20 protein-coding genes are annotated in these 24721 nt (G+C 64.3%); 14 read left to right on the forward strand and 6 right to left on the reverse strand.

Annotated elements, in window-relative coordinates; genetic code table 11:
• Positions 1-4: 4 nt before the first annotated feature.
• Positions 5-565 (reverse strand): TetR/AcrR family transcriptional regulator, encoded by a 561-nt coding sequence (locus tag MAB_RS00575; protein ID WP_005086144.1) that lies wholly within the window; start codon positions 563-565, stop codon positions 5-7.
• Positions 566-637: 72 nt separating this feature from the next.
• On the opposite strand from MAB_RS00575, the gene MAB_RS00580 reads away from it, so the two are divergent.
• A complete protein-coding gene (locus MAB_RS00580) occupies positions 638-1570 on the forward strand; it encodes a TauD/TfdA dioxygenase family protein (RefSeq protein WP_005086145.1) in 933 nt (310 codons plus the stop codon).
• A gap of 76 nt (positions 1571-1646) precedes the next feature.
• On the opposite strand, the gene phoA is transcribed toward MAB_RS00580, so the two are convergent.
• The 4 genes from phoA to MAB_RS00600 are packed head-to-tail and all read right to left on the reverse strand — an operon-like array spanning position 1647 to position 6169.
• A complete protein-coding gene (gene phoA, locus MAB_RS00585) occupies positions 1647-3206 on the reverse strand; it encodes an alkaline phosphatase (protein WP_005086146.1) in 1560 nt (519 codons plus the stop codon).
• A gap of 52 nt (positions 3207-3258) precedes the next feature.
• Positions 3259-4398 carry a PDR/VanB family oxidoreductase gene (locus MAB_RS00590; RefSeq protein ID WP_005112846.1) on the reverse strand — a complete coding sequence of 380 codons (1140 nt, stop codon included), beginning with the start codon at positions 4396-4398 and terminating at the stop codon, positions 3259-3261.
• Positions 4398-5315 (reverse strand): metal-dependent hydrolase, encoded by a 918-nt coding sequence (locus MAB_RS00595; RefSeq protein WP_005062745.1) that lies wholly within the window; start codon positions 5313-5315, stop codon positions 4398-4400. Before MAB_RS00595 ends, MAB_RS00590 begins: the two co-directional genes overlap by 1 nt.
• Before the next feature lie 20 nt (positions 5316-5335).
• Complete coding sequence (locus MAB_RS00600) at positions 5336-6169, reverse strand: SDR family NAD(P)-dependent oxidoreductase (protein WP_005086149.1); 834 nt, start codon at positions 6167-6169, stop codon at positions 5336-5338.
• A 501-nt stretch (positions 6170-6670) separates the two neighbouring features.
• Between MAB_RS00600 and gltB the strand changes: the two genes are divergently transcribed.
• The 3 genes from gltB to MAB_RS00615 all read left to right on the forward strand — a co-directional run bounded on the left by gltB (position 6671) and on the right by MAB_RS00615 (position 13970).
• Positions 6671-11266 (forward strand): glutamate synthase large subunit, encoded by a 4596-nt coding sequence (gene gltB / locus MAB_RS00605; protein ID WP_005086150.1) that lies wholly within the window; start codon positions 6671-6673, stop codon positions 11264-11266.
• On the forward strand, positions 11259-12725 hold the full coding sequence (locus tag MAB_RS00610) for a glutamate synthase subunit beta (RefSeq protein ID WP_005062753.1): 1467 nt from the start codon (positions 11259-11261) through the stop codon (positions 12723-12725). The genes gltB and MAB_RS00610 overlap by 8 nt, the downstream gene beginning before the upstream one ends.
• Positions 12726-13178: 453 nt before the next feature.
• Entirely contained in the window at positions 13179-13970 is a 792-nt protein-coding gene (locus MAB_RS00615; protein WP_005114310.1) for a DUF3298 domain-containing protein, read from the forward strand.
• A gap of 5 nt (positions 13971-13975) precedes the next feature.
• Here the strand turns inward: MAB_RS00615 and map are convergent, their stop codons facing one another.
• Complete coding sequence (map, locus tag MAB_RS00620) at positions 13976-14743, reverse strand: type I methionyl aminopeptidase (protein WP_005084151.1); 768 nt, start codon at positions 14741-14743, stop codon at positions 13976-13978.
• A gap of 75 nt (positions 14744-14818) precedes the next feature.
• Between map and MAB_RS00625 the strand changes: the two genes are divergently transcribed.
• The 10 genes from MAB_RS00625 (at position 14819) to MAB_RS00670 (ending at position 24697) form a co-directional block, all read left to right on the forward strand.
• Complete coding sequence (locus tag MAB_RS00625; RefSeq protein ID WP_005112851.1) at positions 14819-15085, forward strand: helix-turn-helix domain-containing protein; 267 nt, start codon at positions 14819-14821, stop codon at positions 15083-15085.
• 25 nt (positions 15086-15110) lie between these two features.
• A complete protein-coding gene (locus MAB_RS00630) occupies positions 15111-16442 on the forward strand; it encodes a glycosyltransferase 87 family protein (RefSeq protein ID WP_005112852.1) in 1332 nt (443 codons plus the stop codon).
• Between the two features lie 10 nt (positions 16443-16452).
• Entirely contained in the window at positions 16453-17463 is a 1011-nt protein-coding gene (locus MAB_RS00635; protein ID WP_005065134.1) for a PHP domain-containing protein, read from the forward strand.
• A 44-nt stretch (positions 17464-17507) separates the two neighbouring features.
• Positions 17508-18101 carry a TetR/AcrR family transcriptional regulator gene (locus tag MAB_RS00640; protein WP_005112853.1) on the forward strand — a complete coding sequence of 198 codons (594 nt, stop codon included), beginning with the start codon at positions 17508-17510 and terminating at the stop codon, positions 18099-18101.
• A complete protein-coding gene (locus MAB_RS00645; RefSeq protein WP_005112854.1) occupies positions 18098-19660 on the forward strand; it encodes a flavin-containing monooxygenase in 1563 nt (520 codons plus the stop codon). Before MAB_RS00640 ends, MAB_RS00645 begins: the two co-directional genes overlap by 4 nt.
• Positions 19644-20474 (forward strand): mycofactocin-coupled SDR family oxidoreductase, encoded by an 831-nt coding sequence (locus MAB_RS00650; protein WP_005112856.1) that lies wholly within the window; start codon positions 19644-19646, stop codon positions 20472-20474. The genes MAB_RS00645 and MAB_RS00650 overlap by 17 nt, the downstream gene beginning before the upstream one ends.
• Entirely contained in the window at positions 20471-21721 is a 1251-nt protein-coding gene (locus MAB_RS00655) for a cytochrome P450 (protein ID WP_005112857.1), read from the forward strand. Before MAB_RS00650 ends, MAB_RS00655 begins: the two co-directional genes overlap by 4 nt.
• Before the next feature lie 22 nt (positions 21722-21743).
• Positions 21744-22310, forward strand: a complete 567-nt coding sequence (locus tag MAB_RS00660) for a class I SAM-dependent methyltransferase (RefSeq protein WP_005091907.1) — start codon at positions 21744-21746, stop codon at positions 22308-22310.
• A gap of 113 nt (positions 22311-22423) precedes the next feature.
• Positions 22424-23914, forward strand: coding sequence for a flavin-containing monooxygenase (locus MAB_RS00665; protein ID WP_005084144.1), 1491 nt, complete (start codon positions 22424-22426; stop codon positions 23912-23914).
• Entirely contained in the window at positions 23915-24697 is a 783-nt protein-coding gene (locus MAB_RS00670; protein ID WP_005112858.1) for an enoyl-CoA hydratase/isomerase family protein, read from the forward strand.
• Positions 24698-24721 lie beyond the last annotated feature (24 nt).

Raw genomic sequence — 24721 nt, forward strand, 5'->3', positions numbered from 1 at the left:
AAACCTAATGGGGTGTAACGATCTTGGCGATCTGTTGGGCAATTTCGGCGCGCATATCCGCGTCGGACATGTCATCCAGGCCGAATCCCGCACGCAGGCTGGGCCCCATCAGCCGCCAGCCAAGTTGTAGCGCTATCGCGTGGGCCGCGGCCAGCCGGGCATCACGCTCATCGGCGTGCCCGGGGCGTACCTGTTCGAGCAGCCACGCCATTCCCGGCTTGCGCTCCTGAAGCTCTTCGATGGGAAAGCCGTCCAGCGTGGAACGGACCATCACGCGCAGTTGCAGGTCGTGCGCGGCCTCGAGTTCCTCGATGGGGGCTCCTGCCTCGCGCACGGCTGCCGCGGTGTCGGCGAGGTGCTGCAGGGTTGCCGCCAGCAGCTGACGCTTGCTGCCGAAATGGCGGTGGACCAGGCCGTGGTTAACCCCTGCCCGGGTAGCGACCTCGCGGATCGATGTCGCGGCCGGGCCCTTCTCGGCGAACAGTGCGGAAGCGGCGGTCAGGACGGCTTCCACGACCTCCTCCTTGCCGACGGGTTTGGCGTCCGTTGCCTCCGGTGTAGTCATGTGTGTACAGTAGCGGATGACCAAAGTGTAGTCAGTTGACTACACCGGATTATCGGACGGAAGGAACGGGTCATGAGCAGCGATTTGCGGGTCGTGAAGCTGGGCGAGAACATCGGCGCCCGTATCGACGGAGTGCGCCTCGGGGAGGTGGACACCGCAACCGCGAGTGCCATCAATGAGGCGATGTTGGAGCACAAGGTGGTCTTCTTTCGTGGGCAACACCATGTGGACGACGAGGTGCAATTCGCGTTTGCGAAGAGCATGGGCATACCCACGACTCCGCATCCGACGCTGACTTCGAGTGACGTCAAGGTGCTCCCGATCGACTCAGAGGAGGGCGGCCGCGCCAACCAGTGGCACACCGACGTGACCTTCGTGGACCGCATCCCCAAGGCCTCCATTCTGCGTGCGGTCGAGCTGCCGCCCTACGGCGGAACCACCACGTGGACGTCGACGGTCGCCGCGTACCGACAGCTGCCCAAGCCGCTGCAGGATCTGGCGGACAACCTGTGGGCCATGCACAACAATCAATTCGATTACACCCAGGTCGATCCCGCCAAGGTGGCCGAGTTGTTGGCCAAGGCTGGATCCGGCTCGAAGTACGTCCGTGAGTTTGGTGCGACACATTTCGAGACGCACCACCCGGTGGTCCGGGTGCACCCGGAGACGGGCGAGAAGGCGCTGCTGCTGGGCAACTTCGTCAAGCGGATCTTGGATGTGAGTGCCAGCGAGTCGCAGGCGCTGTTCCGGATGTTCCAGGATCGGGTTACCTGGCTGGAGAACACTATTCGATGGAGCTGGGAGCTCGGCGACGTGGCCATGTGGGACAACCGCGCTACCCAGCACTACGCCATCTCTGATTACGGTGATCAGCCACGCCGCATGCACCGCGTCACGCTGGCCGGTGACGTTCCGGTGGGGGTCAATGGTGAGAGCAGCCGGGTGATCGCCGGCGATGCCAGCGACTACTCGGTGATCGACAATCCGAAGCGGTTGGTGGCCTAGCGTTGTCGGCGAGCAGACACGTATTGCGCGCCCATCCAGAGGTTGTTGTCATGCGTGTCTGCTCGCGCGTGGGGCGCTAGGTCTGGCGCTTACCCACGAGGAACGCGGCCGCGGCACCCAGGGCGGCCGCCACCACCGCGATCCCCCCGGCCGCCCACCAGGACGGGCCGCTTGCGGCGTCGGGGCTCTTGGGTCCGAGTAGTGCACCCACGATCGTGTTGAAGTTGTCGGTCTGATCGGTGAGTCCGGAAACGTTCGCGGCACCCGGGCCGTATGCGGCGATGCGGACCTGGGTACCGGTGTGGGTCTGTGACTCCCCTTCCGGCGCAGTGGGATACATGATCCGCATGGTGGCGCCGTCGGCGGTCTTCACCGCGACGGACAGGGTTGTGGGGCTATTGAAGTCATCGGGCACGATGAGCGAGGAATGCCCGTGATCGGAGGTCACGATCACCAGGGTGTTGCGGTCCTGGCGGGCGAAGTCGACGGCGGCGGCGACGGCCTCGTCGAGGGCGATGGTCTCGCCGATCTGTCCGCAGATATTGGCCGCGTGATCCTGTTTGTCGATCGACGCGGACTCGACCTGCAGGAAGAAGCCCTTGTCCTTGCCCTTCTTCGAGTTGACCAGTAGATCAATGGCTTTGGTGGTCATCGCGGAGAGCTGAGGTTGGTCCCTGGGCAGGTCCGGATTTTGCCTGCAGACGGTTGGGGGCAGCTTGCCGCCGTTGGGTACCGCGGCCGGTACCTTGTCCCACTGCACCGGCAGGTTTCCCGTGCCGAAGATGCCCAGCACCGGATTGTCCAGATTGTTCACCTTGTTCAGATCGCCTGCTGTGGTGGGTAATTGGTATCCCGCAGCCTTGGCGACCTCCAGCGAGGTTTTGCCCTTGTGCTCACCGGCGGTGATGGTCTCCGCAAAGTACTTGCCGCCACCACCCAGGCTGATATCGGCGCGGGTGTTCACCAGCTGTTCGGAGATGGATCCCCTGCCGCCGTTGTCGACGGCGTTCCCGGCGCACCTCGCCAGGGTCTCTTTGGGGCCCTTGCAGTCCCGATCGGTGACATGTGCGGTGAGCACGGCCGGCGTAGCATCCTGCAGCTCCGCGGTGGTGACGTTTCCGGTGGCGAAACCCTGCCTCTGCACGATCTCCAGGATCGTATCCAGCGGCTTGCCTTCGAGATCGACCGAAATGGCGCCGTTATAGGTCTTGGTGCCGGTGGCCCATCCGGTGCCGGAGGCCGCCGAGTCGGTGACATAGTCCGGCTTGCCCTTGTCCGGCCCGTCCTTGGTCAGTGCGAACGTGGTGTACTCGCCGGTGATCGGCAATGCGTCCAGCCCCGGTAGTGTCCCGGCGGCGCCGTACTGATAGTTGCGCGCCGAGGTGATCTCCGATGTGCCCATGCCGTCGCCGATCAGCAGGATGACGTTCTTGGCGTTGCGCCCCCGCACCGAATCGCGCAGATCGGCTGTCTTGTCGCCGTCGCGCCCGCCCGTGGTGCGGTTGGCGCCGCCTGTCTTGGCGATGTCGCCCACGGGGACCTCGGGCGCATCCGATGGTGGCGCGGCGGCAGCCACCGGAGCGAGCGCGAGGGTGAGTGCGGATGTGACGGCGGTAGCTGCGTGAGCGATGCGCATCGGGCCAGTTTGCCGGGAACCGATGAACGCCGGGTAAACCCTCCGCAGTGGGCTATTCGGCGGGCAGGTCCAGAACCAGGCGTCCTTCGCCGCGCGAAACGCAGGTGAGGATCTGACCCTCGTCGCGCTGGGACTCGGTGAGGATCTGATCGCGATGATCGACGGTGCCGGCCAGCACGTTGACCTTGCAGGTGCCGCAGAAACCCTGCTGGCACGAGTAGGCAACATGCGGCAGCCGCTTCTTGATCACATCCAGCGCCGTGCGGTCGGCGGGTACATCCAGCACCGGTCCGCCAGGCCCCAACTGCACCTCGAAGGGATGGCCATCCACCACGGGCGCGGCGGCGAAGCGCTCGAAATGCAGCTCTACCGAGGGCATTTCGAGGAGGCGCCGCTGTAACACCGCGAGCATCGGAGCCGGGCCACAGCAGTACACCGCGTCGTTCTCCCCCACGCCGGGCAGTAAGTCGTCGGCGGTCGGAAGTCCGGATTGATCGTCCGTCCGGATGATCACGCGGTCGCCAAAGCGCTTGAGCTCGTTGAGGAATGGCAGCGAGTCGCGGTGCCGTCCGGTGTACACCATGGTCCATGGCTTGCCCAGCTGCTCAGCGAACGCGATCATGGACAGGATCGGCGTGATACCGATGCCACCGGCCACGAAGTGCAGCTTGCGCGGCCCCGGCTGGGTCATGGCCAGCGGGAAGGCGTTGCGCGGTCCGAGGATGGACACCGTGGCACCGATCTGCAGCGCGTCATGCACCTCGATGGATCCGCCCCCGCCACCGGGAATGCGGCGTACGGCGATGCGGTAGTGGTACGGATCGGAAACGTCGCCGCACAGCGAGTATTGCCGCATCCGGCCGGAGGGCAGCAGCAGGTCCAGGTGCGCGCCGGGATGCCACGGTGGCAGCCGGTCCCCGTCGGGCGAGGCCAGCACGAGGCTCGCCACGTCCTGATCCTTGGCTTCGATCCAGCGGTCCTTGACCACCAGCTTCAGCGTGCGGTCGACGTGGTTCTCCGGCGGCTTCTTGAGAATCAGCAGCGCACCGATGGCCCGGACCGCGACCGGGAACAGCGCGGTGCCCAGCGCGATGGTGGGTGAAACCGGCAGCGTGCCGTACAGCGTGGGCGGCAGCGACGGCCGCTTGCGCTTGGAGGTGGGCTGGCCCGTGTGGCGGAAACGATCGAACATCAGTAGCCAGCCGCTGCCTTGGCGGCGGGCGACGTACTCAGGTACGCGACTGCCTGTGCGGTGCTGCCCACCTGGTCGGGTGAGAAGCCCGGACGCATGAACTCAAGAGCCGACTTGCCCAGCTCGCGCCACCGCAGGAAAGCGCCCCGCTTCATGGCCTTGTTCATCTGGCGCAGCACGCCGAACACTCCGTAGTTGGGCAGTGACGGGTCCTGCCGCACCAGGAACTTGGTGTAGCGCAGCATCACGCCGACCAGCAGCATGGTGGCCAGCACGAAGGTCAGCATCATGTGCCCGCGCCGGATCTGGAAGTACCGGGCGACGTCGTATGCGACGCTGCGGTGCTCGACCTCCTCGGCGCCGTGCCAACGGAACAGATCCACCATCTCCGGGTCGGCATTGAATTTCTCGAAGGGGTGGTTGAGTACCCAGTCGCCGAGAACGGCGGTGAAGTGCTCGATGCCGGCGATGAGTGCCAGCTTCTCCACCATCACGCGGTAGCGCAGCTTCTCGCTGCGCAGCTCGTTGGTCCGCTCCAGCATGTGTGTGATGTATTCGATCTGCGTGAGCGCGGGCCGTACGTCCAGACCGTTCTTCTCCAGGAAATCCCCGAGCACCTTGTGGTGAGTCTCGGCATGCACGGCCTCCTGGCCCATGAACCCGATCATGGCTTCGCGGATCTTGTCGTCCTTCACGTAGGGCAATGCGCGGGTGAAGGTGTCGACGAAGGCCCGCTCGCCTTCGGGGAGAAGGAGATTGAAGGCCGAGATGAAGTGCGACACGATGGGCTCGTTCGGAATCCAGTGCAGCGGCGTGTGGCTGGTGTCGAACTGCACATTGCGCGGCCGCAGCACGACCTCGCCCGGCTCGGTGGGTACGACCTGCACGCCCGTGGTGTCAGTTGTGTTGCGCACCATGATGTCTGATCTCCTTCTTGCTACCGACTGATCTTGTCGCTGAGGCCCCAGAAGAACCTGTTCAGCGCCGGGGCCAGGCGGCTGAAGTGGTACTGCACGTGTGCCTCCGGAGTCACCGGCACAACCGACTTACCCTTGGCGACGGCGTTGACGATTTCCTTGGCGACCTTCTCCGGGCCGTATCCACGCTTGGCGTACAGGCCCGCTCCCTGCTGTTGCCGCTTGGCCTCGTCCTCCGGCGAGAGGCCCGAGAACTGGGTGGTGCGAATGATGTTCGTGTTGACGATGCCCGGGCAGATGGTGCTCACCTTCACCTTGTCGCGCGCGAGTTCGCCGCGCAGCACGTCGGAGAACATGAACACGGCCGCCTTGCTGGTGGCGTAGGCGCCCATCTCGGGGATCGGCGTGTATGCAGCGGCACTGGAGATGTTCACGATGTGGCCGCTCTTGCGCTCGGCCATCCGCGGCCCGAACGCGCGACAGCCGTGGACCACTCCGCCCAGGTTGATGTTGAGTACCCGCTGGAAGTCGGTGGAAGACGTCTCGAAGAACCGGCCGCCGTGTCCGACGCCGGCGTTGTTGATCAGGACATCGGGCACGCCGTGCTTGGCGCACACATCGTCGGCGAAGGCAGTCACCGCCGCCTCGTCGGACACGTCCAGCGCGTACGGGTACGCGGACCCGCCGAGCTTCTCGATGAGCCCGACGGTCTCGTTGGCGGTGTCATGGTTGATATCGGCGACCACGACACGGGCGCCCTGGCGGGCGAAGGCCAGCGAGGTCTCGCGGCCGATGCCGCTGCCGGCCCCGGTCACCACCACCAGGCTGTTGCGCTGGGCACTGCCGGATGTCATGCATCCTCCGAATCCTGCGCACCGCTGCGCTTACGTGATGAAGGAGATTGTAAATCACTGCGAGCAGGCAGAAAAAGACGTGACGTTCAATACGGGATAGGTGGAGGTTCACCGGGGAAACACGCGTTGACCTTGCTGTGAAGAAGGCGTTGAGAACGTGACGCCATCAGGTGTCGCGCCATCTAACCACCCGAGTTGGCGTGCGACGGGGTTCCTGACATATCGTTTTGGTTACTTGTCGCGTCGGGGCACGAGATCCGCTGGTCAACGGTGTCCGGTGGGTGCCTCATCGTCGGAGCCGGATGCTCTTCACGCAAGCGGTTCATCGCCGCGAGCCCACGGAGCAGACGGCCGAGAAGGACGCTACGGACAAGGGCCAACGGGCCAGCCCCGGGGTACAGCACCACCCCGTGCCGGTCTGTGAGGCACCTTCGAGGAGGGCACGACGGGAGCATCCAGGCGATGCGCCCGGGCAGGCCCTGGAGACGAGACGAGCAGCCCATGCCACACCCCGCGACCGGGCTTTACAACCCGGCATACGAGCACGATTCGTGCGGTGTCGCCATGGTCGTGGATATGCACGGCCGGCGCAGCCGCGACATCGTGGACAAGGCCATCACCGCACTGCTGAACCTGGAGCACCGTGGTGCCGCGGGAGCCGAGCCGAACAGCGGCGACGGCGCCGGAATCATGCTGCAGATTCCCGACAAGTTCTTCCGTGCTGTCCTGGCCGAACAGGGAAGCTTCGAGCTACCCGCCGAGGGCAGCTACGCGTCCGGTATCGCCTTCCTGCCGCAGGGGTCCAAGGACGCCGCCACAGCGTGCGAGGCCGTCGAGAAGATCGTCGAGGCAGAGGGTTTGACGGTCCTGGGTTGGCGTGAGGTTCCTCATGACGACTCTTCGCTGGGTGCCCTCGCCCGCGATGCCATGCCCACCTTCCGTCAGCTGTTCATCGCCGGCGCCTCCGGCATCGATCTGGAGCGGCGCGTCTACGTGGTGCGCAAGCGCATCGAGCATGAGCTGGGCAACCAGGGATCCGGCCGGGGCAGCCTGGGTGAGGAAACCGTCTACTTCCCAAGTCTTTCCGGCCGCACCTTTGTCTACAAGGGCATGCTGACCACCCCGCAGCTAAGGGCGTTCTACCTTGATCTGCAGGACGAGCGGGTCGAGAGCGCACTGGGCATCGTGCACTCGCGCTTCTCCACCAACACCTTCCCGTCCTGGCCACTGGCACATCCCTATCGCCGGGTGGCGCACAACGGCGAGATCAACACCGTCGCGGGTAACGAGAACTGGATGCGGGCCCGTGAGGCGCTCATCAAGACCGACGTCTTCGGTGACCCGGCCCAGCTCGAGAAGATCTTCCCGATCTGTACGCGCGGTGCCTCGGACACGGCGCGGTTCGACGAGGCACTGGAACTGTTGCACCTGGGTGGCCGCCCCCTGCACCACGCGGTGCTGATGATGATTCCCGAGGCGTGGGAACGGCACGAAAATATGAGCGCCGAACTGCGTTCTTTCTACGAATTCCACGCGTCCCTGATGGAGCCCTGGGATGGGCCGGCGTCCGTCTGCTTCACCGACGGCACCATCGTCGGCGCGGTCCTGGACCGCAACGGTCTGCGGCCGTCGCGTGTGTGGGTGACCAACGACGGACTTGTCGTGATGGCCTCCGAGGCCGGCGTGCTGGACCTGGACCCGTCCACCGTCGTACAGCGCACCCGCCTGCAGCCCGGCCGCATGTTCTTGGTGGACACCACCCAGGGGCGCATTGTTTCCGATGAAGAGGTCAAGGCCGAGCTGGCCGCGGCCGAGCCGTATCAGCGGTGGCTCGAGGAAGGTCTGGTGCGTCTCGAGCAGCTGCCGGACCGCCCGCATCAGCACATGCCGCATAACCGGATCGTGTTGCGCCAGCAGGTGTTCGGCTACACCTATGAAGAGATCAACCTGCTGGTGGCGCCGATGGCCCGCACCGGTGCCGAGGCACTCGGCTCGATGGGCACCGATACCCCGATCGCGGTGCTGTCCAACCGTTCCCGGATGCTTTTCGACTACTTCCAGCAGCTTTTTGCTCAGGTCACCAATCCCCCGCTGGACGCCATCCGCGAGGAGGTCGTCACCAGCCTCGGCGGTGTGATCGGTCCCGAGGGTGACCTGTTGCATCCGACGGCCGAGTCGTGCCACCAGATCCTGCTGCCGCAGCCGGTGTTGCACAACGACGAGTTGGACAAGCTGATCCACCTCGATCCCGCCGACACGGTCAACGGCCGCGCGCACGGCTTCTCCAGCCGGGTTATCCGCTGCCTGTACCCGGTCGCCGAGGGCGGTGCCGGACTGCGCACGGCACTCGAGTCGGTGCGCGCGGAGGTTTCCGCGGCCATCGCCGGCGGCGCCCAGGTGATCATCCTGTCCGACCGTGAATCGGACGACCTGATGGCGCCCATCCCGTCGCTGCTGGCTGTCGCGGCGGTGCACCACCATCTCGTTCGCGAGCGGTCGCGCACCAAGGTCGGCCTGGTTGTCGAGGCCGGCGACGCCCGCGAGGTGCACCACGTTGCGGCATTGGTCGGTTTCGGCGCCGCGGCGGTCAACCCCTACATGGCGTTCGAGTCCATCGAGGACCTCATCGACCGCGGTGTGATCACGGGTGTGGATCGCGACAAGGCGATTCGCAACTACATCAAGGCCGCCGGCAAGGGCGTCCTCAAGGTGATGTCCAAAATGGGCATCTCCACGCTGGCCTCCTACACCGGTGCTCAGCTGTTCCAGGCCATCGGCCTGTCGCAGGAGCTGCTCGACGAATACTTCACCGGATTGGCCTGCCCCACCGGCGGTATCGGCCTCGACGAGATTGCCGCCGATGTGGCCTCGCGACACAACCTGGCCTTCCTGGACCGCCCCGAGGAGTGGGCGCATCGCGAGCTGGAGGTCGGCGGCGAGTACCAGTGGCGCCGTGAGGGCGAATACCACCTGTTCAACCCGGACACGGTCTTCAAGCTGCAGCACTCCACTCGCACCGGCCAGTACTCGGTGTTCAAGGAGTACACCCAGCTGGTCGACGACCAGAGCGAGCGGATGGCCTCGCTGCGCGGTCTGCTGAAGTTCAAGACCGGTGTGCGCCCACCTGTTCCACTGGACGAGGTGGAGCCCGCCAGCGAGATTGTGAAGCGCTTCTCGACCGGTGCGATGAGCTTTGGCTCCATCTCCGCCGAGGCGCACGAGACGCTGGCCATCGCGATGAACCGCTTGGGCGGACGGTCGAACTCCGGTGAGGGCGGCGAGGATCCACGCCGGTTCACCCCGGACGAGAACGGCGACTGGCGCCGCAGTGCCATCAAGCAGGTGGCCTCCGGCCGGTTCGGCGTCACCTCGCACTACCTGAGCAACTGCACCGATATCCAGATCAAGATGGCTCAGGGAGCCAAGCCCGGCGAGGGCGGCCAGCTTCCCGCGCACAAGGTGTACCCGTGGGTGGCCGAGGTCCGGCACTCCACTCCGGGCGTGGGTCTGATCTCCCCTCCCCCGCACCACGACATCTACTCGATCGAGGACCTGGCGCAGCTGATCCACGATCTGAAGAACTCCAACCCGCAGGCACGCATCCACGTGAAGCTGGTGTCGGAGAACGGTGTTGGCACGGTGGCCACGGGGGTTTCCAAGGCCCATGCCGACGTGGTGCTTATTTCCGGCCACGACGGTGGAACCGGCGCCACCCCGCTGACGTCCATGAAACATGCGGGCGCGCCGTGGGAGCTCGGCTTGGCCGAGACGCAGCAGACGCTATTGCTCAATGGTCTGCGTGACCGCATCGTCGTGCAGGTCGATGGCCAACTCAAGACCGGCCGCGACGTGATGATCGCGATGCTGCTCGGCGGCGAGGAGTTCGGTTTTGCGACCGCTCCGCTGGTGGTCTCCGGCTGCATCATGATGCGGGTGTGTCACCTGGACACCTGCCCGGTGGGCGTGGCCACGCAGAACCCGGTGCTGCGGCAGCGGTTCAACGGCAAGCCCGAGTTCGTGGAGAACTTCTTCCTGTTCATCGCCGAAGAGGTGCGCGAGCTCATGGCCGAACTCGGCTTCCGCACCGTCAACGAGGCGGTGGGCCAGGTCGGTGCGCTGGACATCGAACGCGCGGTGGCGCACTGGAAGGCCAGCAAGATCGATCTGACCCCGGTGTTGACCGAGCCCGAGTCGGCGTTCATGAACCAGGACCTGTACTGCAGCGGCTCGCAGGATCACGGCCTGGAGAAGGCGCTGGATCAGCAGCTCATCGTGATGAGCCGCGAGGCACTCGACCACGGCACCCCGGTGAAGTTCGAGACGCTGATCACCAACGTCAACCGGACAGTCGGCACCATGCTGGGCCACGAGGTCACCAAAGCCTATGGCGGAGAAGGCCTGCCCGACGACACCATCGATATCACGTTCACCGGGTCCGCCGGCAACAGCTTTGGCGCGTTTGTCCCGCGCGGCATCACGCTGCGGCTGTTCGGCGATGCCAACGACTACGTGGGCAAGGGATTGTCCGGTGGACACATCGTGGTGCGCCCGTCCCGCGAGGCGCCGGAAGGCTTTGTGGCCGAGAAGAACATCATCGGCGGCAATGTGATTCTGTTCGGTGCCACCAGCGGTGAGGCCTTCCTCAACGGCGTGGTCGGTGAGCGGTTCGCGGTCCGAAACTCCGGGGCTGCGGCCGTCGTCGAAGGTGTGGGCGACCACGGCTGCGAGTACATGACCGGCGGCACCGTGGTGGTGCTCGGCCCGACGGGCCGCAACTTCGCGGCAGGCATGTCGGGCGGCGTGGCCTATGTCTACGACCCGGACAAGCGGTTGATGGACAACCTCAACGACGAGATGGTGGATCTGGACGCACTGGATCCGGACGATCAGCAGGTGCTGCGCAGCCTCATCGAGAAGCACGTGGCGGCGACCGACTCTGCTGTCGGACAACGCATTCTGGCCGACTGGAGCGGCCACAGCGACTCCTTTGTCAAGGTGATGCCTCGCGACTACCGTCGCGTCCTGGAGGCCATCGCCGACGCGGAGCTGACCGGAGGCGATGTGAACGAAGCGATCATGGCGGCTGCTCGTGGGTGACCCAAGCGGCTTTCTGAACCACACCACCCGCGAACTGCCCAAGCGGCGCCCCGTGCCGCTGCGGCTGCTCGACTGGAAAGAGGTCTATGAAGATTTCGAGTCTTCGAGACTTCAAATTCAGGCATCGCGCTGCATGGACTGCGGAATCCCGTTCTGCCACAAGGGCTGCCCGCTGGGTAACCTGATTCCGGAGTGGAACGACATGGTGTACCGCGGGAACTGGCGCGAGGGCATCGAGCGGCTGCATGCGACCAACAACTTCCCCGAGTTCACCGGGCGGCTCTGCCCGGCGCCCTGTGAGGCATCGTGCGTGCTGGGCATAAACCAGGACCCGGTGACCATCAAGCAGGTCGAGGTCGAGTTGATCGACAACGCCTTCGAGAACGACTGGGTCAAGCCCATTCCGCCCGAGGTGAAGACCGGCAAGAAGGTAGCGGTCGTGGGCTCGGGCCCGGCGGGACTGGCTGCGGCACAGCAGCTCACCCGCGCCGGACACGACGTCACCGTCTACGAGCGCGCGGACCGGATCGGCGGGCTGCTGCGCTACGGCATCCCCGAGTTCAAAATGGAGAAGCGCCACATCGACCGGCGTCTGGAACAGATGCGGGCCGAAGGAACGGTTTTCGAGGCCGGCGTGAATGTCGGAGTTGACATAACGGCGGATCACCTCCGTTCAAACTTCGACGCGGTGGTCCTCGCGGGCGGAGCGACCGCCTGGCGTGACCTGCCGGTTCCCGGCCGCGAGCTCGAGGGCATCTACCAGGCCATGGAATACCTGCCCTGGGCCAATAAGGTGCAGCTCGGCGATGATGTCGTGGACGCCGATGGCCAGCCGCCGATCACGGCGAAGGGCAAGCGCGTCATCATCATCGGTGGTGGCGACACCGGCGCGGACTGCCTGGGCACCGCCCACCGGCAGGGTGCGGCGAGTGTTCAGCAGTTCGAGATCATGCCCAAGCCGCCGGAGAGCCGTTCCGAGCGCGACCCGTGGCCCACCTACCCGACACTGTTCCGGGTGGCCTCCGCGCACGAAGAGGGTGGCGAGCGGATCTACGCCGTCAACACCGAGCGGTTCCTCGGCGAGGACGGCAAGCTCACCGGTTTGCGTGCGCACGAGGTCGTCTTCAACGCCGGCAAGTTCGAGAAGGTGGAGGGCTCGGATTTCGAGCTGGAAGCCGACATCGTATTCCTGGCAATGGGATTCGTCGGTCCGGAGAAGCCGGGTCTGCTCGAGAGCCTGGGCGTGGAGTTCACCGAGCGTGGCAATGTGGCGCGCGATGACGCGTATGCGACCTCTGTCGATGGCGTGTTCGTGGCCGGGGATATGGGACGCGGACAGTCGCTGATCGTGTGGGCGATTGCCGAGGGCCGCTCTGCCGCTGCCGCGGTGGACGCGTATCTGACCGGTGAGACGGCGCTTCCGGCGCCGATCAAGCCGACGGCCGCCCCGCAGCGCTAGCCGTTCTGCGTGTGAGCGCAGATGTTGCCGGGCTTGCTCCGGTTCGGTAGCTCGCAACGATGTCAACCCCGATTACCGCAGAGGTTTGCGTGAAGCGGGTGTGACACGTGAGATCGGCAGGAATTTGCGTTATGCTACTGACCGGTTCTGAAAGCTTGCCGACGCAGGAGATGTCCTCGTGCCCAACACACCCGTTACCAAGACATGGGTTGGCCGAATTGCCTGGTCACTGCTCCGCCACCCCATGAAGAGTCATAGTTTCCCTGCCAAGAACGAGCGACTCATCACTCCCGAAGAGCTTCTGCGCTTCAGCCACTGAGCGTTGCTCACGATGAGCGTCGGCGTGTCGGAATGCGGACACGCGCATCATTTTAAGATCGTTATGGACCTGTAACCAGCCGGAGTGTGGGTGGTAGCCGGTGCTGGTGAGCGCCGGGTGGCCGCTAGGGGGAGATGACGAGGGTGCGTATAGCGGCCAGTGTGCTGGCCGCGGCGCTATGCGGCTGGGCGGGCACTGCGCCGGTGGTCCGGGCAGAGCCGTCGAGTGCGGTCGGCCTATGCCGGGAGATGCGTGGAGCGTGGGACGAAAGTGCCGCTACCTGCACGCTGATTTCCCGGAACAGCAAGGGCGCTGATATGACGGCGATCGCCAAATATTCGCCGGAGTTGCTCGATGACCCGGTCATGGGCCCAGCGTTGACCGATAACGTGAGGAAATTTCTGTGGCAATTTTCGTCCCTGGATGAGGGGTACGTTCGCAGCAGTGAGGCGACGCTGGACTATGTCCGCTATGAGCGGACGCCGACAGACAAGTCGGTGCTGTTCAAGTACTACACATTCTTCGGTGGCGCAGCCCATCCGAACACCGCGCTGGCAACCTTCACTTTCGATATCCCACGGAGAAGGCAACTGCAGCTCGCCGACTTATTTTGTGGGGGAACCGATCCCGGCAAGGTGCTGCCGCCGTATGTGCGCCCGTACCTTCAGAAGAAGATCGATGAACTCAACGCCAACAGGCCGGAGGGTAACTCGCCACTGACCGTCGACGAGTTTGAGCCATTGCCCCTGGGAAGCGAGCACAGTCACACGTACGTCGACTCGTATGACGCCTGGGTTTTGGACGGTGACTCATTGCTGTTGTTCCTGCCGTCAGTCCGGCTCGGTCCGGTCGGAGCCGGACTCTTCGAGGTCAGGGTCCCGCTATCGACGTTGCAGCCAGTACTTCGCGAGAGCTGCGCGGCGTAGTGGGCCTAGCCCTGCACCGTCAGCACCTGCGGCCCGTCCTCGGTGATGGCGATGGTGTGCTCGGAGTGCGCGCCGCGTGAACCGTCCGCCATCCGCAGGGTCCACCCGTCCGCGTCCACGGTGAGCCGGTCGGTTCCACGACCGAACCATGGTTCGAGCGCGAGCGTGAGGCCCGGCTCCAGCTTCATCCCCCGGCCGGCCGTTCCCTTGTTGGGCACGTGGGGATCCTCGTGCATGGTGCGGCCCAGGCCGTGCCCTCCGAAGTCGGTGTTGATCCGGTACCCGGCGCCCTCTGCGACGGCAGCCACGGCCGCCGAGATATCGCCGAGTCGATTACCCGGGAGGGCCGCGCCAATGGCGGCATCGAGAGCTGCCCGCGTGGTGTCGATGAGTCGGACATCCTCGGGCTCTGGTGTCCCGACGATGACACTGACTGCGGAGTCGGCGACCCACCCATCGATGCTCACCGCAAAGTCCATGCTCAACAGATCGCCGTCGGCAAGCACATAGTCGTGAGGAAGTCCATGCAGCACAGCGTCATTGACGGAAAGGCAGATCACGTTGCGGAATGGGCCGCGGCCGAACGAGGGGGAGTAGTCCCAGTAGCAGGACACGGCGCCGCGGTCGCTGACCATCTCACGAGCCCGCTGCTCCAGGTCGAGCAGATTGACACCCGGTGCGGCCAACGACGACAACTCGGCGAGCACGGAGGCCACGAATTCGCCGGTCACGCGCATGCGCCCGATCTCCGCGGGCGACTTCAGCTCGATCACGTGTACCTCCTTGACGGTATTTAAATACCACTGTAGGGCTTTCGGTATTTAAATACCAAGACTAGAGTCGGCGCCATGGTCCGTCAGCCGCTCACCGCCGCACAACTCGCCGCGGGCAAGCGTCTGGGCCGACTGCTGCGCGCCGCCCGCGCCGACCGCCCTCTTGACGAGGTGGCGCGCACTGCGGGGATCTCGCCGGAGACGCTGCGGAAGATCGAGACCGGTCGGCTCCCGACGCCCGCGTTCGGTGCCGTCGTGCAGCTTGCGGCGACTCTGTGTCTCGACCTCAACGACGTCGCCGCCGTCTGGCAGCAAGAGACCAAGATCGGCGCCGCGTCCTAACCGCCGCGGTCGTAAACTCGGCCGGGTGCACAGCTGGGGTGGGGAGAAGCGGCTGCCGCGTAGCGCCGTGGTGGGCGCACTGGTCGCGGCGGTGTTGGCGATGGTGGTGCACGACCACCTTGTGCCGTTCGACGTCCGTTTCTTCGGGTTGACCCAGAACGGCTATGACCTGGACACCTATCGTGCGGCCGTGCGCGGCCTCTGGGATGGCAAGAGGTTGTACGAGGCACCGGCCCTGAACCAGGCCTGGTTCGTTTACCCGCCCTTCGCCACGTTGGTTCTCGCGCCGCTCGCGTGGGCATCCTTTGAGGTGGCGAAGTGGATGCTGTTGATTCTTTCGCTCTCGGCGCTGGCGCTCATCGCGTGGCGCATCCTGCGGTTGGCCGGTGTCCGCGCGGACAGCCGGCTGGGTCTGGCCAGTGCCGCGCTTGCCGCCATCGTCGTCGACGTCGAGCCGGTGCAGGCCACGTTGTGGTGGGGGCAGATAAACATCCTCCTCATGGCGGTGGTGCTGCTCGACTTGTTGGGCCCGGCGCAGTCGCGCTGGCGGGGCGTCGGGCTCGGCCTCGCCGCGGGCATCAAGCTCACCCCGCTGATCTTCCTGCCATATCTGCTGTGCACGCGCCAGTGGCGCGCCGCGACGCACGCCCTGGGCACTATGGCTGCCACCGTGGCGTTGACGTGGCCGCTCCTGCCGCGTGACAGTGAATGGTTCTGGAGTCATCTGGGTGACACCGCACATATCAGCCGAATCGACCATCTGGCGAACCAGACGATCAACGGATTCCTTGCCCGGTACTTCTTTCCTCAGCCGCGACCCGAATGGCTGTGGATTGCCTTGAGCCTCTTGGTTCTTGCCGCGGGCCTCGCGGTGGCGGTGTGGGCGCATCGCAGGGGCGAACACGCGCTGGCGCTGATACTGGTGGGCCTGACCGGGTGTGCGGTGTCGCCGTTCAGTTGGGCCGCCCACTGGGTGTGGTTCGCACCCGCGATTGTTTGGCTGGTCGCGAAGGCGTGCACCACGCAAGGGCCGTGGTCTCAGGGCTGGATCTACCGCGCGGCCGGACTTCTCGCGCTGGTCTTCATGTGGACTCTGCATCGGCCCGGTCGCGGACACACCACCATCTACTTCAGTGGCGTGTACTGGAATTTCCTGGACCTGCGGCCCTTCTGGGCGGGTCAGCTGGTGAGCGGCTGGTATCCGTTGGTGTTCCTGTGCTTCACAATCGCCACGGCCAGCTGGTTGCGCCTCAGTACCGGGGGCTGCGCCGAACCCGACGAACTGGCGACGCTGACCGCGGACATCGAGGACTACCCGCCGGAAATCTTTGATGAGGAGTTGGCGGTTCGCGCCTAGAGTCCAGGACATGGATCCCGTCTCGGCACTCAGGGAGATCGCGTATTACAAAGAACTCGCTCGCGAGGAATCCCGGCGGGTTATGGCCTACCGCAAGGCCGCAGAGATCATCGCCGGGCTCAGTCCTCAAGAGCGAGAACGCCATGGCGCCAACAAGACGTGGAAGAGCCTGACCGGTCTTGGGCCAAAGACGGCGACGGTCGCGGCCGAGGCATGGGCGGGAAAGGTCCCGGCCACGCTCGAACAACTGCGGGCCAATGCCAAGAGCACCGGTGGGGGAGCGATGCGTGAAGCGCTCAAAGGTGACCTGCATCTGCACTCCAACTGGTCAGATGGCTCGGTGCCCATCGAGGAAATGATGAGTACCGCCAAGGCGCTCGGGCACGAATACTGTGCGCTCACTGACCATTCGCCCCGCCTTCGGGTCGCTAACGGGTTGTCGGCCGACCGGCTGCGCACCCAGCTGGCGGTGATCGACGGTATGCGAGAGCAGATGGCGCCCATGCGCATTCTTACCGGAATCGAGGTCGACATCCTCGACGACGGCGACCTGGATCAGGACCCTGAGCTCCTTGAGCAGCTCGATATCGTTGTGGCGAGCGTGCACTCCAAGCTGGCGATGGACGCCGACGCGATGACCCGACGCATGATCGCCGCCGTCACCAACCCACGGGTGGATGTGCTGGGGCACTGCACGGGCAGGTTGGTAGAGGGGGAGCGCGGCACCCGCGGAGAGTCGAAATTCGATGCCGCAGAGGTGTTCCGGGCCTGCCGTGATTCCGGAACCGCCATCGAGATCAACTCGCGACCAGAACGCAGGGACCCGCCGCGGCGGTTGCTCGACCTGGCGCTGAATATCGGCTGCGATTTCTCCATCGATACCGACGCGCACGCACCTGGGCAGTTGGAATTTTCCGGATACGGCTGCGAGCGTGCCCTGGAGGCGGGCGTTCCGGAGGATCGGGTGATCAATACCTGGCCGGTCGACCAGTTGCTGGCCTGGACACGGCAAGGCCGGTAAGCACTTCTTGACACTTTGAACACTTTCGCGCAATGTGTTCAAGCATGAAGCTCGTAAAGACGACGGGCCCGCGCGGTGAGGTGCCTGAACCCATCGTCGCGGCCGTGGCTCAGACGCTGGTCAGATCCGGAATTCAGCGCTTCAGCCTGTCTGCTGCCGCCGACGAGGCCGGTGTGTCACGTGGCACCATCTACAACTGGTTCGGCGGCAAAAAAGAAGCCATCGATGTCGCCGTGGGCTTTATTGCCGGTGCGTTCATCGAGCTGTTCGCCGGGGCGGTGAGCGCCAAGACGACGCTGACCGATCAGGTTGGCGAGGCCGCGGTGCGGATCAGTGACCACCGCGCGTGGTCTGATCGCCTGGACCCGACGCTGCACGTGTCGAACGTGTTGGAACTGGTACTCGAGGAGTGCGGCGACGATCTCATGCGCCGGTCTGTGGAGTTCTGGGTGCCGCAGGTAGAGGCCGCCAAGCATCGGGGAGAAATCGGCGGGGACGTAGACGCCACCGAAGCGGCCGAATGGATCATGCGCACCCTGATGAGCATCGAGGTCCTGCCCGCCATCTCCGTGGACCTGACGGACCCGAACCGGGTGCGCAGGTACTTTTCCCGGTTCATCTTGCGTGGACTGGCATGAGCGATATCGACTTTCGGGTAGCAATCATCGGTGCGGGCCCGGGGGGTATCGCCGCCGCCTACTATCTGCGACGGCAGGGCATCAACGATTTCGTCATCTTGGAGCGGGCCGATGATTTTGGTGGCACCTGGCGGGACAACACCTATCCGGGGCTTGCCGTCGATATCCCGGTTGTGTTCTACCAATTGAGTTTCGCGCGAACCGGTCGGTGGAACAAGCTGTTCGCCGACGGCGCCGATATTCAGCGCTATCACCTGTCGGTGGTGGCGCAGTTGGGCCTGCGCGAGCATTTCCAGGGTGGCAGCGAGGTGATCGCGGAACGTTGGGACGACGATGGCGACTATTGGGAACTGACCATCACGGGAAAGCCGGTCGTTCGTGCTCGTTACGTGATCAGTGCCGTCGGCGGATACATTGACACCAAACCGGGCCCCGATATCCCCGGTATCAACGACTTTCGCGGCAAGGTCATGCGCCCGAACGAGTGGGACCATTCCTACGACTACACGGGTAAGCGGGTCGCGGTGATCGGCACCGGCTCCAGCGGTATCCAGATCGCCCCCGCCGTCGCACGAACCGCCGCGTCGGTGACGACCTTCCAGCGCACCCCGGCATGGATCATCCCCAAACCCAACCCTGCGCTCTCGCCGCGCGCCCAGCGGATACTGAGTGCGCCGTTGATGCTGACGCTCATCAACGCGTCGATCGCCGTGTCCATGGACATCGTCGAGTTCGTGCTATTCCATCTGCTGCCCCTGCTCCCGGAATCGGTCCTGCGCGTGTTGATTCCCCGCTACGACAACATGGCACGGCGGTGGTACCGCAGATTGTTGCGTAGCACCGTCCAAGATCCGGAGCTGCGCAAGGCGCTGATGCCCAGTTACGGCATCCTCGCGCGGCGCACCATCTTGTCGAGCGACTTTCTCCAGGCAGTGGATGCCGGCGAGGTTCAACTGGTCATTGAACCGATTGCGCGTGTCACCGAGGACGGCATAGATACCGCAGATGGTGCGCATCACGCCGTTGACTTGTTGGTGCTGGCGACCGGCTATGAGATCTACACGGATCCAGAACACTACAAACCGGGAGCGGTGCGAGGCCGCAACGGCTTCGACCTGGGTACGTACTACTGCGACAACGACATGCGAACCTATGGCGGATCGGCACTGCCCGGCCTGCCGAACCGGTGGATGCTGGTGGGCCCGGAGGGTAACCAGGGGCAGGGCTGGCACGCGATGGTAGAGGCCAACGCACGGCACGCCGCCCGGATCATCGGCGCGTCGAGCAGGTGCCACCGCGAGGTCGCGGAGGTCAGCCGGCGGGCATTTGACCGGTGGGTGCGCAAAATGGCGCACCAGAGCAAGGCGATCCGGCTGTATGCCACCGACTGCCAACCGCCGTTGAGCACCTACTTCGTCAACTCCAAGGGGGAGACGCGGTATTACCGCCCGCAGACGGTCAGTGAGATGAATTGGTTCTCCAAGCATTCCCCCATCTCCGACTACTCGTTGCGGCCGGTTTCGATGGAGACGAAGGTGCGCTATGACCAGTCAGCATGACAAGCCCCTTGCCGGGCGCGTCGCGTACATCACCGGGGCCGGGCGCGGCCAGGGCCGGGCGCACGCCATCCGGTTGGCGGCCGACGGCGCCGACATCGTGGCGATCGACACCTGTGACAAGCCCTCCCCGTACAACGACTACCCGGCGACTACGTCACATGAGTTCGATGAGACCATTTCCGCGGTAAGGGATCTGGGCCGCGACATCATCACCGAACGCGTCGATGTACGCGATCTTGCGGGGCATCAGAAGGTGATCCAGGAAGCGATCACCCGGTTCGGACGCCTGGACATCGTGGTGGCCAACGCGGGTATCGCCAGCTGGGCGCGGCTCTGGGAGATCGAGGCCGACCAATGGCGCGATGTCATCGACGTCAATCTGACCGGAGTGTGGAACACCATCAAAGCCGCGGTCCCGGCGATGATCGAGGCAGGCAACGGTGGCTCCATCATCACGGTGAGTTCCTCGGCGGGTATCAAGGCCATGCCGGGGTGCGGGCACTATGTAGCGGCCAAGTTCGGTGTGGTGGGTTTGACCAACTCACTGGCGATCGAATTGGGCGAGTATGGGATTCGAGTCAATTCGATTCATCCTTATGGGACCAACACACCCTTGGCGGGCGATCAGTCGGTATTGAGGATGTTCGAGATGTATCCCGGATATCTGCAGAGCTTTAGCCAGACACTGGTCGACAACGACAGGCTGATCGAGCCCGCCGAGATTGCCGAGGTGGTGGCGTGGCTGGCCGGCGATGCGTCCGGGGTCATGACCGGCGCACAGATTCCCGTCGACAAGGGATACCTCAAGCGATGACCACCTGCCCATTCACACCCGGTTTCGATTTCACGGATCCGGATCTCATTCAGCACCGCATCCCGGCCGAGGAATTTGCGTATCTGCGAAAGACCGAGCCCATCTGGTGGAATGCGCAACCCAGGGGAGTGGCCGGATTCGATGACGACGGCTACTGGGTGGTGACCAAACATGCTGACGTCAAAGAGGTGTCACGCCTGAACGAGGTCTTTTCCAACAGCGTGAACACGACAGTGGTGCGCTATAACGAAGACATCACCGCCGAGCAACTTGAGATTCAGCGCGAGAACCTGCTGATCGACATGGACGAACCCAAGCACCGCATCCTGCGCCGTATAGTTTCGCCGCTCTTCACGCCCAAGGCAGTCAACGGATTACACGCACGGCTGGTGGAGCGGGCCCACGGCATCGTGGAGGAGGCCGCTGAAAAGTCCAGTGGCAATTTCGTTTCCGATATCGCCTCGGTGCTACCGATGCATGCCATTGCCGACCTCGTCGGCATTCCGGAATCGGACAGACAACAGGTGTTGGACTGGACCAATCAGATGTTCGCCTACGACGACCCGGCCATCGGCAGGGACACGGCAACCACTGCGACGGTTTCAATGCTCGGTTACGCCTACGCGATGGCCGAAGAGCGGCAGCTCAATCCGCAAGATGACATCCTGACGGGTTTGGTGCGCGGTGCGTACGACGACCGGCCGCTGACGCCACTGGAGTTTGCCTACTTTGTCATCCAGTTGATGGTCGCGGGCAACGAGACCTCGCGTAACGCGATTACGCACGGTGTGCTGGCATTCGCCGACAACCCCGCACAGTGGCGGCTGTATCGCGAACGGCGCCCGTCTACCGCCGCCGACGAGATCATCCGGTGGGCCAGCCCTATCATCGCCTTCCAGCGCACCGCACTACAGGATGTCGAACTGGGCGGCGTACAGATCCGCAAGGACCAGCGCGTCGGAATGTTCTATGCCTCTGCCAATTTCGACGAGGACGTGTTCGACGACCCCTTTGCGTTCAATATCGAGCGCGACCCCAACCCGCATCTTGCGTTTGGCGGTCACGGGATTCACTACTGTCTCGGCGCGAACTTGGCCCGGCTGGAAATCGGCATCATGTTCGACGCGCTGGCGGATCGGCTGCCGGATTTGATGCCGACCGGAGCGCCCACCCGCTTCCGCTCGGGGTGGATCAACGGCGTGGTGGCGCTGCCCGCCAACTACCACGGCTCAGGGCCTCGTGGTTGATCGGTCGAACGGATACGAGGGTGTGGCCACCGAGTTCATCAGGGTTCGATCGGCCACCATCGGGGTGACACGGGTCCGCGACTGGGCCACAGCGCTGCCGCGCGGGTCGGCCGTCGTCGATCTGGGCTGTGGACCCGGTATTCCTCTCACTGAGGTGATGGTGGCCGAAGGACTTCAGGTCTATGCGGTGGATGCCGCCCCGTCTCTCGTCCGGGCGTTTCGGCGCAATCTGCCGGGCACACCGGTTGTTTGTGAGGCCGTGCAAGACACCGGCTTCTTCGGACGGGACTTCGATGGAGTCTTGGCGTGGGGACTGATGTTCCTTCTTTCCGCCGAGGATCAGCGGCGCCTGATCCAGCGAATCGCCGGCGTTTTGGTGCCCGGCGGCAGATTGCTGTTCACCTCCTCGGCGGAAACAGCGTCAGGCAATGACGCGCTGACAGGTTTGGCAGCCCGATCCCTTGGTGCACGCGAATACCGGCAGCTGCTCGCCGCCGTGGGGATCTCTGTCGTTGAGGAGTACGAGGACGAGGGAGGCAATCACTACTTCGACGCGGTGAAGGCACCGGCCGGTATCGGCAAGGGCTGACTGGGAAGCACCGTGACCAGTGGCAACACGCCCAGGTCTTTACACAGTGTGATCGGGATCGCAAGGGTCTAACTTTACTTTTCTCGCTGATCCGTAAGCGGTAGCATCGCGGCATGTCCGAACACTTTGACGTGCTCATTGTCGGTGCAGGTATCTCCGGGATCAGTGCCGCGTGGCATATCCAGGATCGCTGCCCGACCAAGACCTACGCGGTGCTTGAAGCCCGCGACGACATGGGCGGCACCTGGAACCTCTTCAAGTACCCGGGTATTCGCTCCGACTCGGACATGTACACCTTGGGCTTCCGGTTCTCGCCGTGGAACGACAGCAGGACCCTGGCCGATGGTCCGTCGATCCTGGACTACGTGCACAAGACGGCGGCCAACGCCGGTATTGACGGGCACGTGCGGTACCGGCAGAAGGTTGTCGGCGCTGCCTGGAACACCGAAACCCAGCAGTGGACCGTTGAGGTGGATCACGATGGCAAGACCATCGAATACACCTGTTCCTTCCTGTTCTGCTGCAGTGGGTACTACGACTACGACCAGGGCTACTCTCCGGAGTTCCCCGGGGTGGCCGACTTCAAAGGCACCGTGGTGCACCCGCAGCACTGGCCCGAAGACCTGGACTACAAGGGCAAGAAGGTGGTCGTGATCGGCTCCGGCGCCACCGCCGTGACGCTGGTTCCGGCGATGGCGCCCGATACCGGCCACATCACCATGCTGCAGCGTTCGCCCACCTACATCATGTCGCTGCCCAATGAGAACCCCATCATCAATGGCCTGCGAAAGATTCTGCCGCCCAAGGTGGCTTACCCGATTGCCCGCTGGATCAATATCGGGCAGCTGATCTTCAGCTACCAAGCCAGCCGCAAGTTCCCGCGCGCCGCACGGCGAATCATCATGCAGCAGGCCAAGCTTCAGCTGCCCAAGGGGTTCGACTACAAGACGCACTTCGGTCCCAAGTACAACCCCTGGGACGAGCGTTTGTGCGTGGTGCCCAACGGCGACCTGTACAAGGCCATCCGTAAGGGCAAGGCCGATATCGTCACCGATCACATCGAGACGTTCGACGAGACGGGTATCAAGCTGAAGTCGGGCAAGCACCTTGACGCCGATATCATCATCACAGCAACGGGTTTGAACCTGAAGTTCTTCAGCGGTGTAATTCCGACGGTGGATGGCGTGCCTGTGGATCTGCCCGCGCAGACCGTCTACAAGGGTGCGATGCTCACCGGCATCCCCAACATGGCGTTCACCATCGGCTACACCAACGCCTCCTGGACGCTCAAGGCCGACCTGGTGTCCGAGTACGTGAGCCGGCTGCTGAACTACATGGACGAGAACGGTTACGTCACAGCGGTTCCCGAGCTCGCCGACGAGACACTGGAGAAGCAGCCGTTCATGGACTTCACCCCCGGCTACGTGTTGCGCGCGCTGGATGAGTTGCCCAAGCAGGGAAACAAGCACCCCTGGCGTCTGAAGCAGAACTACGCCTACGACATCGGGATGATGCGGCGCAGCCGGGTCACCGAGGGTATGCGGTTCGGGCGGAAGAAGACGGCGGCGGCGCCGGCATCTGAATCGGTGGCCGTCAACAGCTAGGTGACTGAACTCCACGAAGAAATTCGTGACGGGGTAGCGGTTCTCACGCTGCACGGACCGTCGACGCGGAACTCCTTCACGGTCGAGCTGGGTCGTCAACTCGGCGCCGCATATCAGCGGCTCGACGACGATCCAGCTGTTCGTGTCATCGTGCTCACCGGCGCGCCACCCGCGTTCTGCAGTGGTGCCCAGATCTCGGCGGCCGCGGAAACATTTGCGGCGCCGCGTAATCCGGACTTCTCGGCGTCGCCGGTGCAACCGGCCGCGTTCGAGCTGAGAACCCCCGTCATCGCGGCGGTGAACGGACACGCGATCGGTATAGGAATGACGCTGGCGTTGCATGCGGACATCCGCATCCTTGCCGAGGAGGGGCGTTATGCCATACCGCAGGTGCGGTTCGGAGTGGCACCCGATGCGCTGGCGCACTGGACGCTGCCCAGGCTGGTCGGTACTGCGGTAGCGGCGGAGCTACTGCTCACCGGCGCGAGTTTCTCGGCACAGCGGGCCGTCGAGACAGGCTTGGCCAACCGGTGTCTGCCCGCAGGAAAGGTACTGGGTGCGGCCCTGAGGATGGCTCACGATATCGCGACAAACGTGGCGCCCGAGTCCGCGGCCCTGACCAAGCGGCTGCTCTGGGATGCGCAGATGACGGGGATGTCAGCGGCCGAGGTGGCGGCACGGGAGACGGCAGACCACCTGCGTTTGATGGGCTCGCAGGATGCGGCCGAGGGCCCGCGCGCGTTCATCGACGGCCGCCCGCCGCGCTGGGCCGGTCAGCGGTAGCTCCGCCGTCACCCACGGTTGAAT

Origin of the sequence: Mycobacteroides abscessus ATCC 19977 (assembly GCF_000069185.1) — a bacterium.
GTDB lineage: Bacteria > Actinomycetota > Actinomycetes > Mycobacteriales > Mycobacteriaceae > Mycobacterium > Mycobacterium abscessus.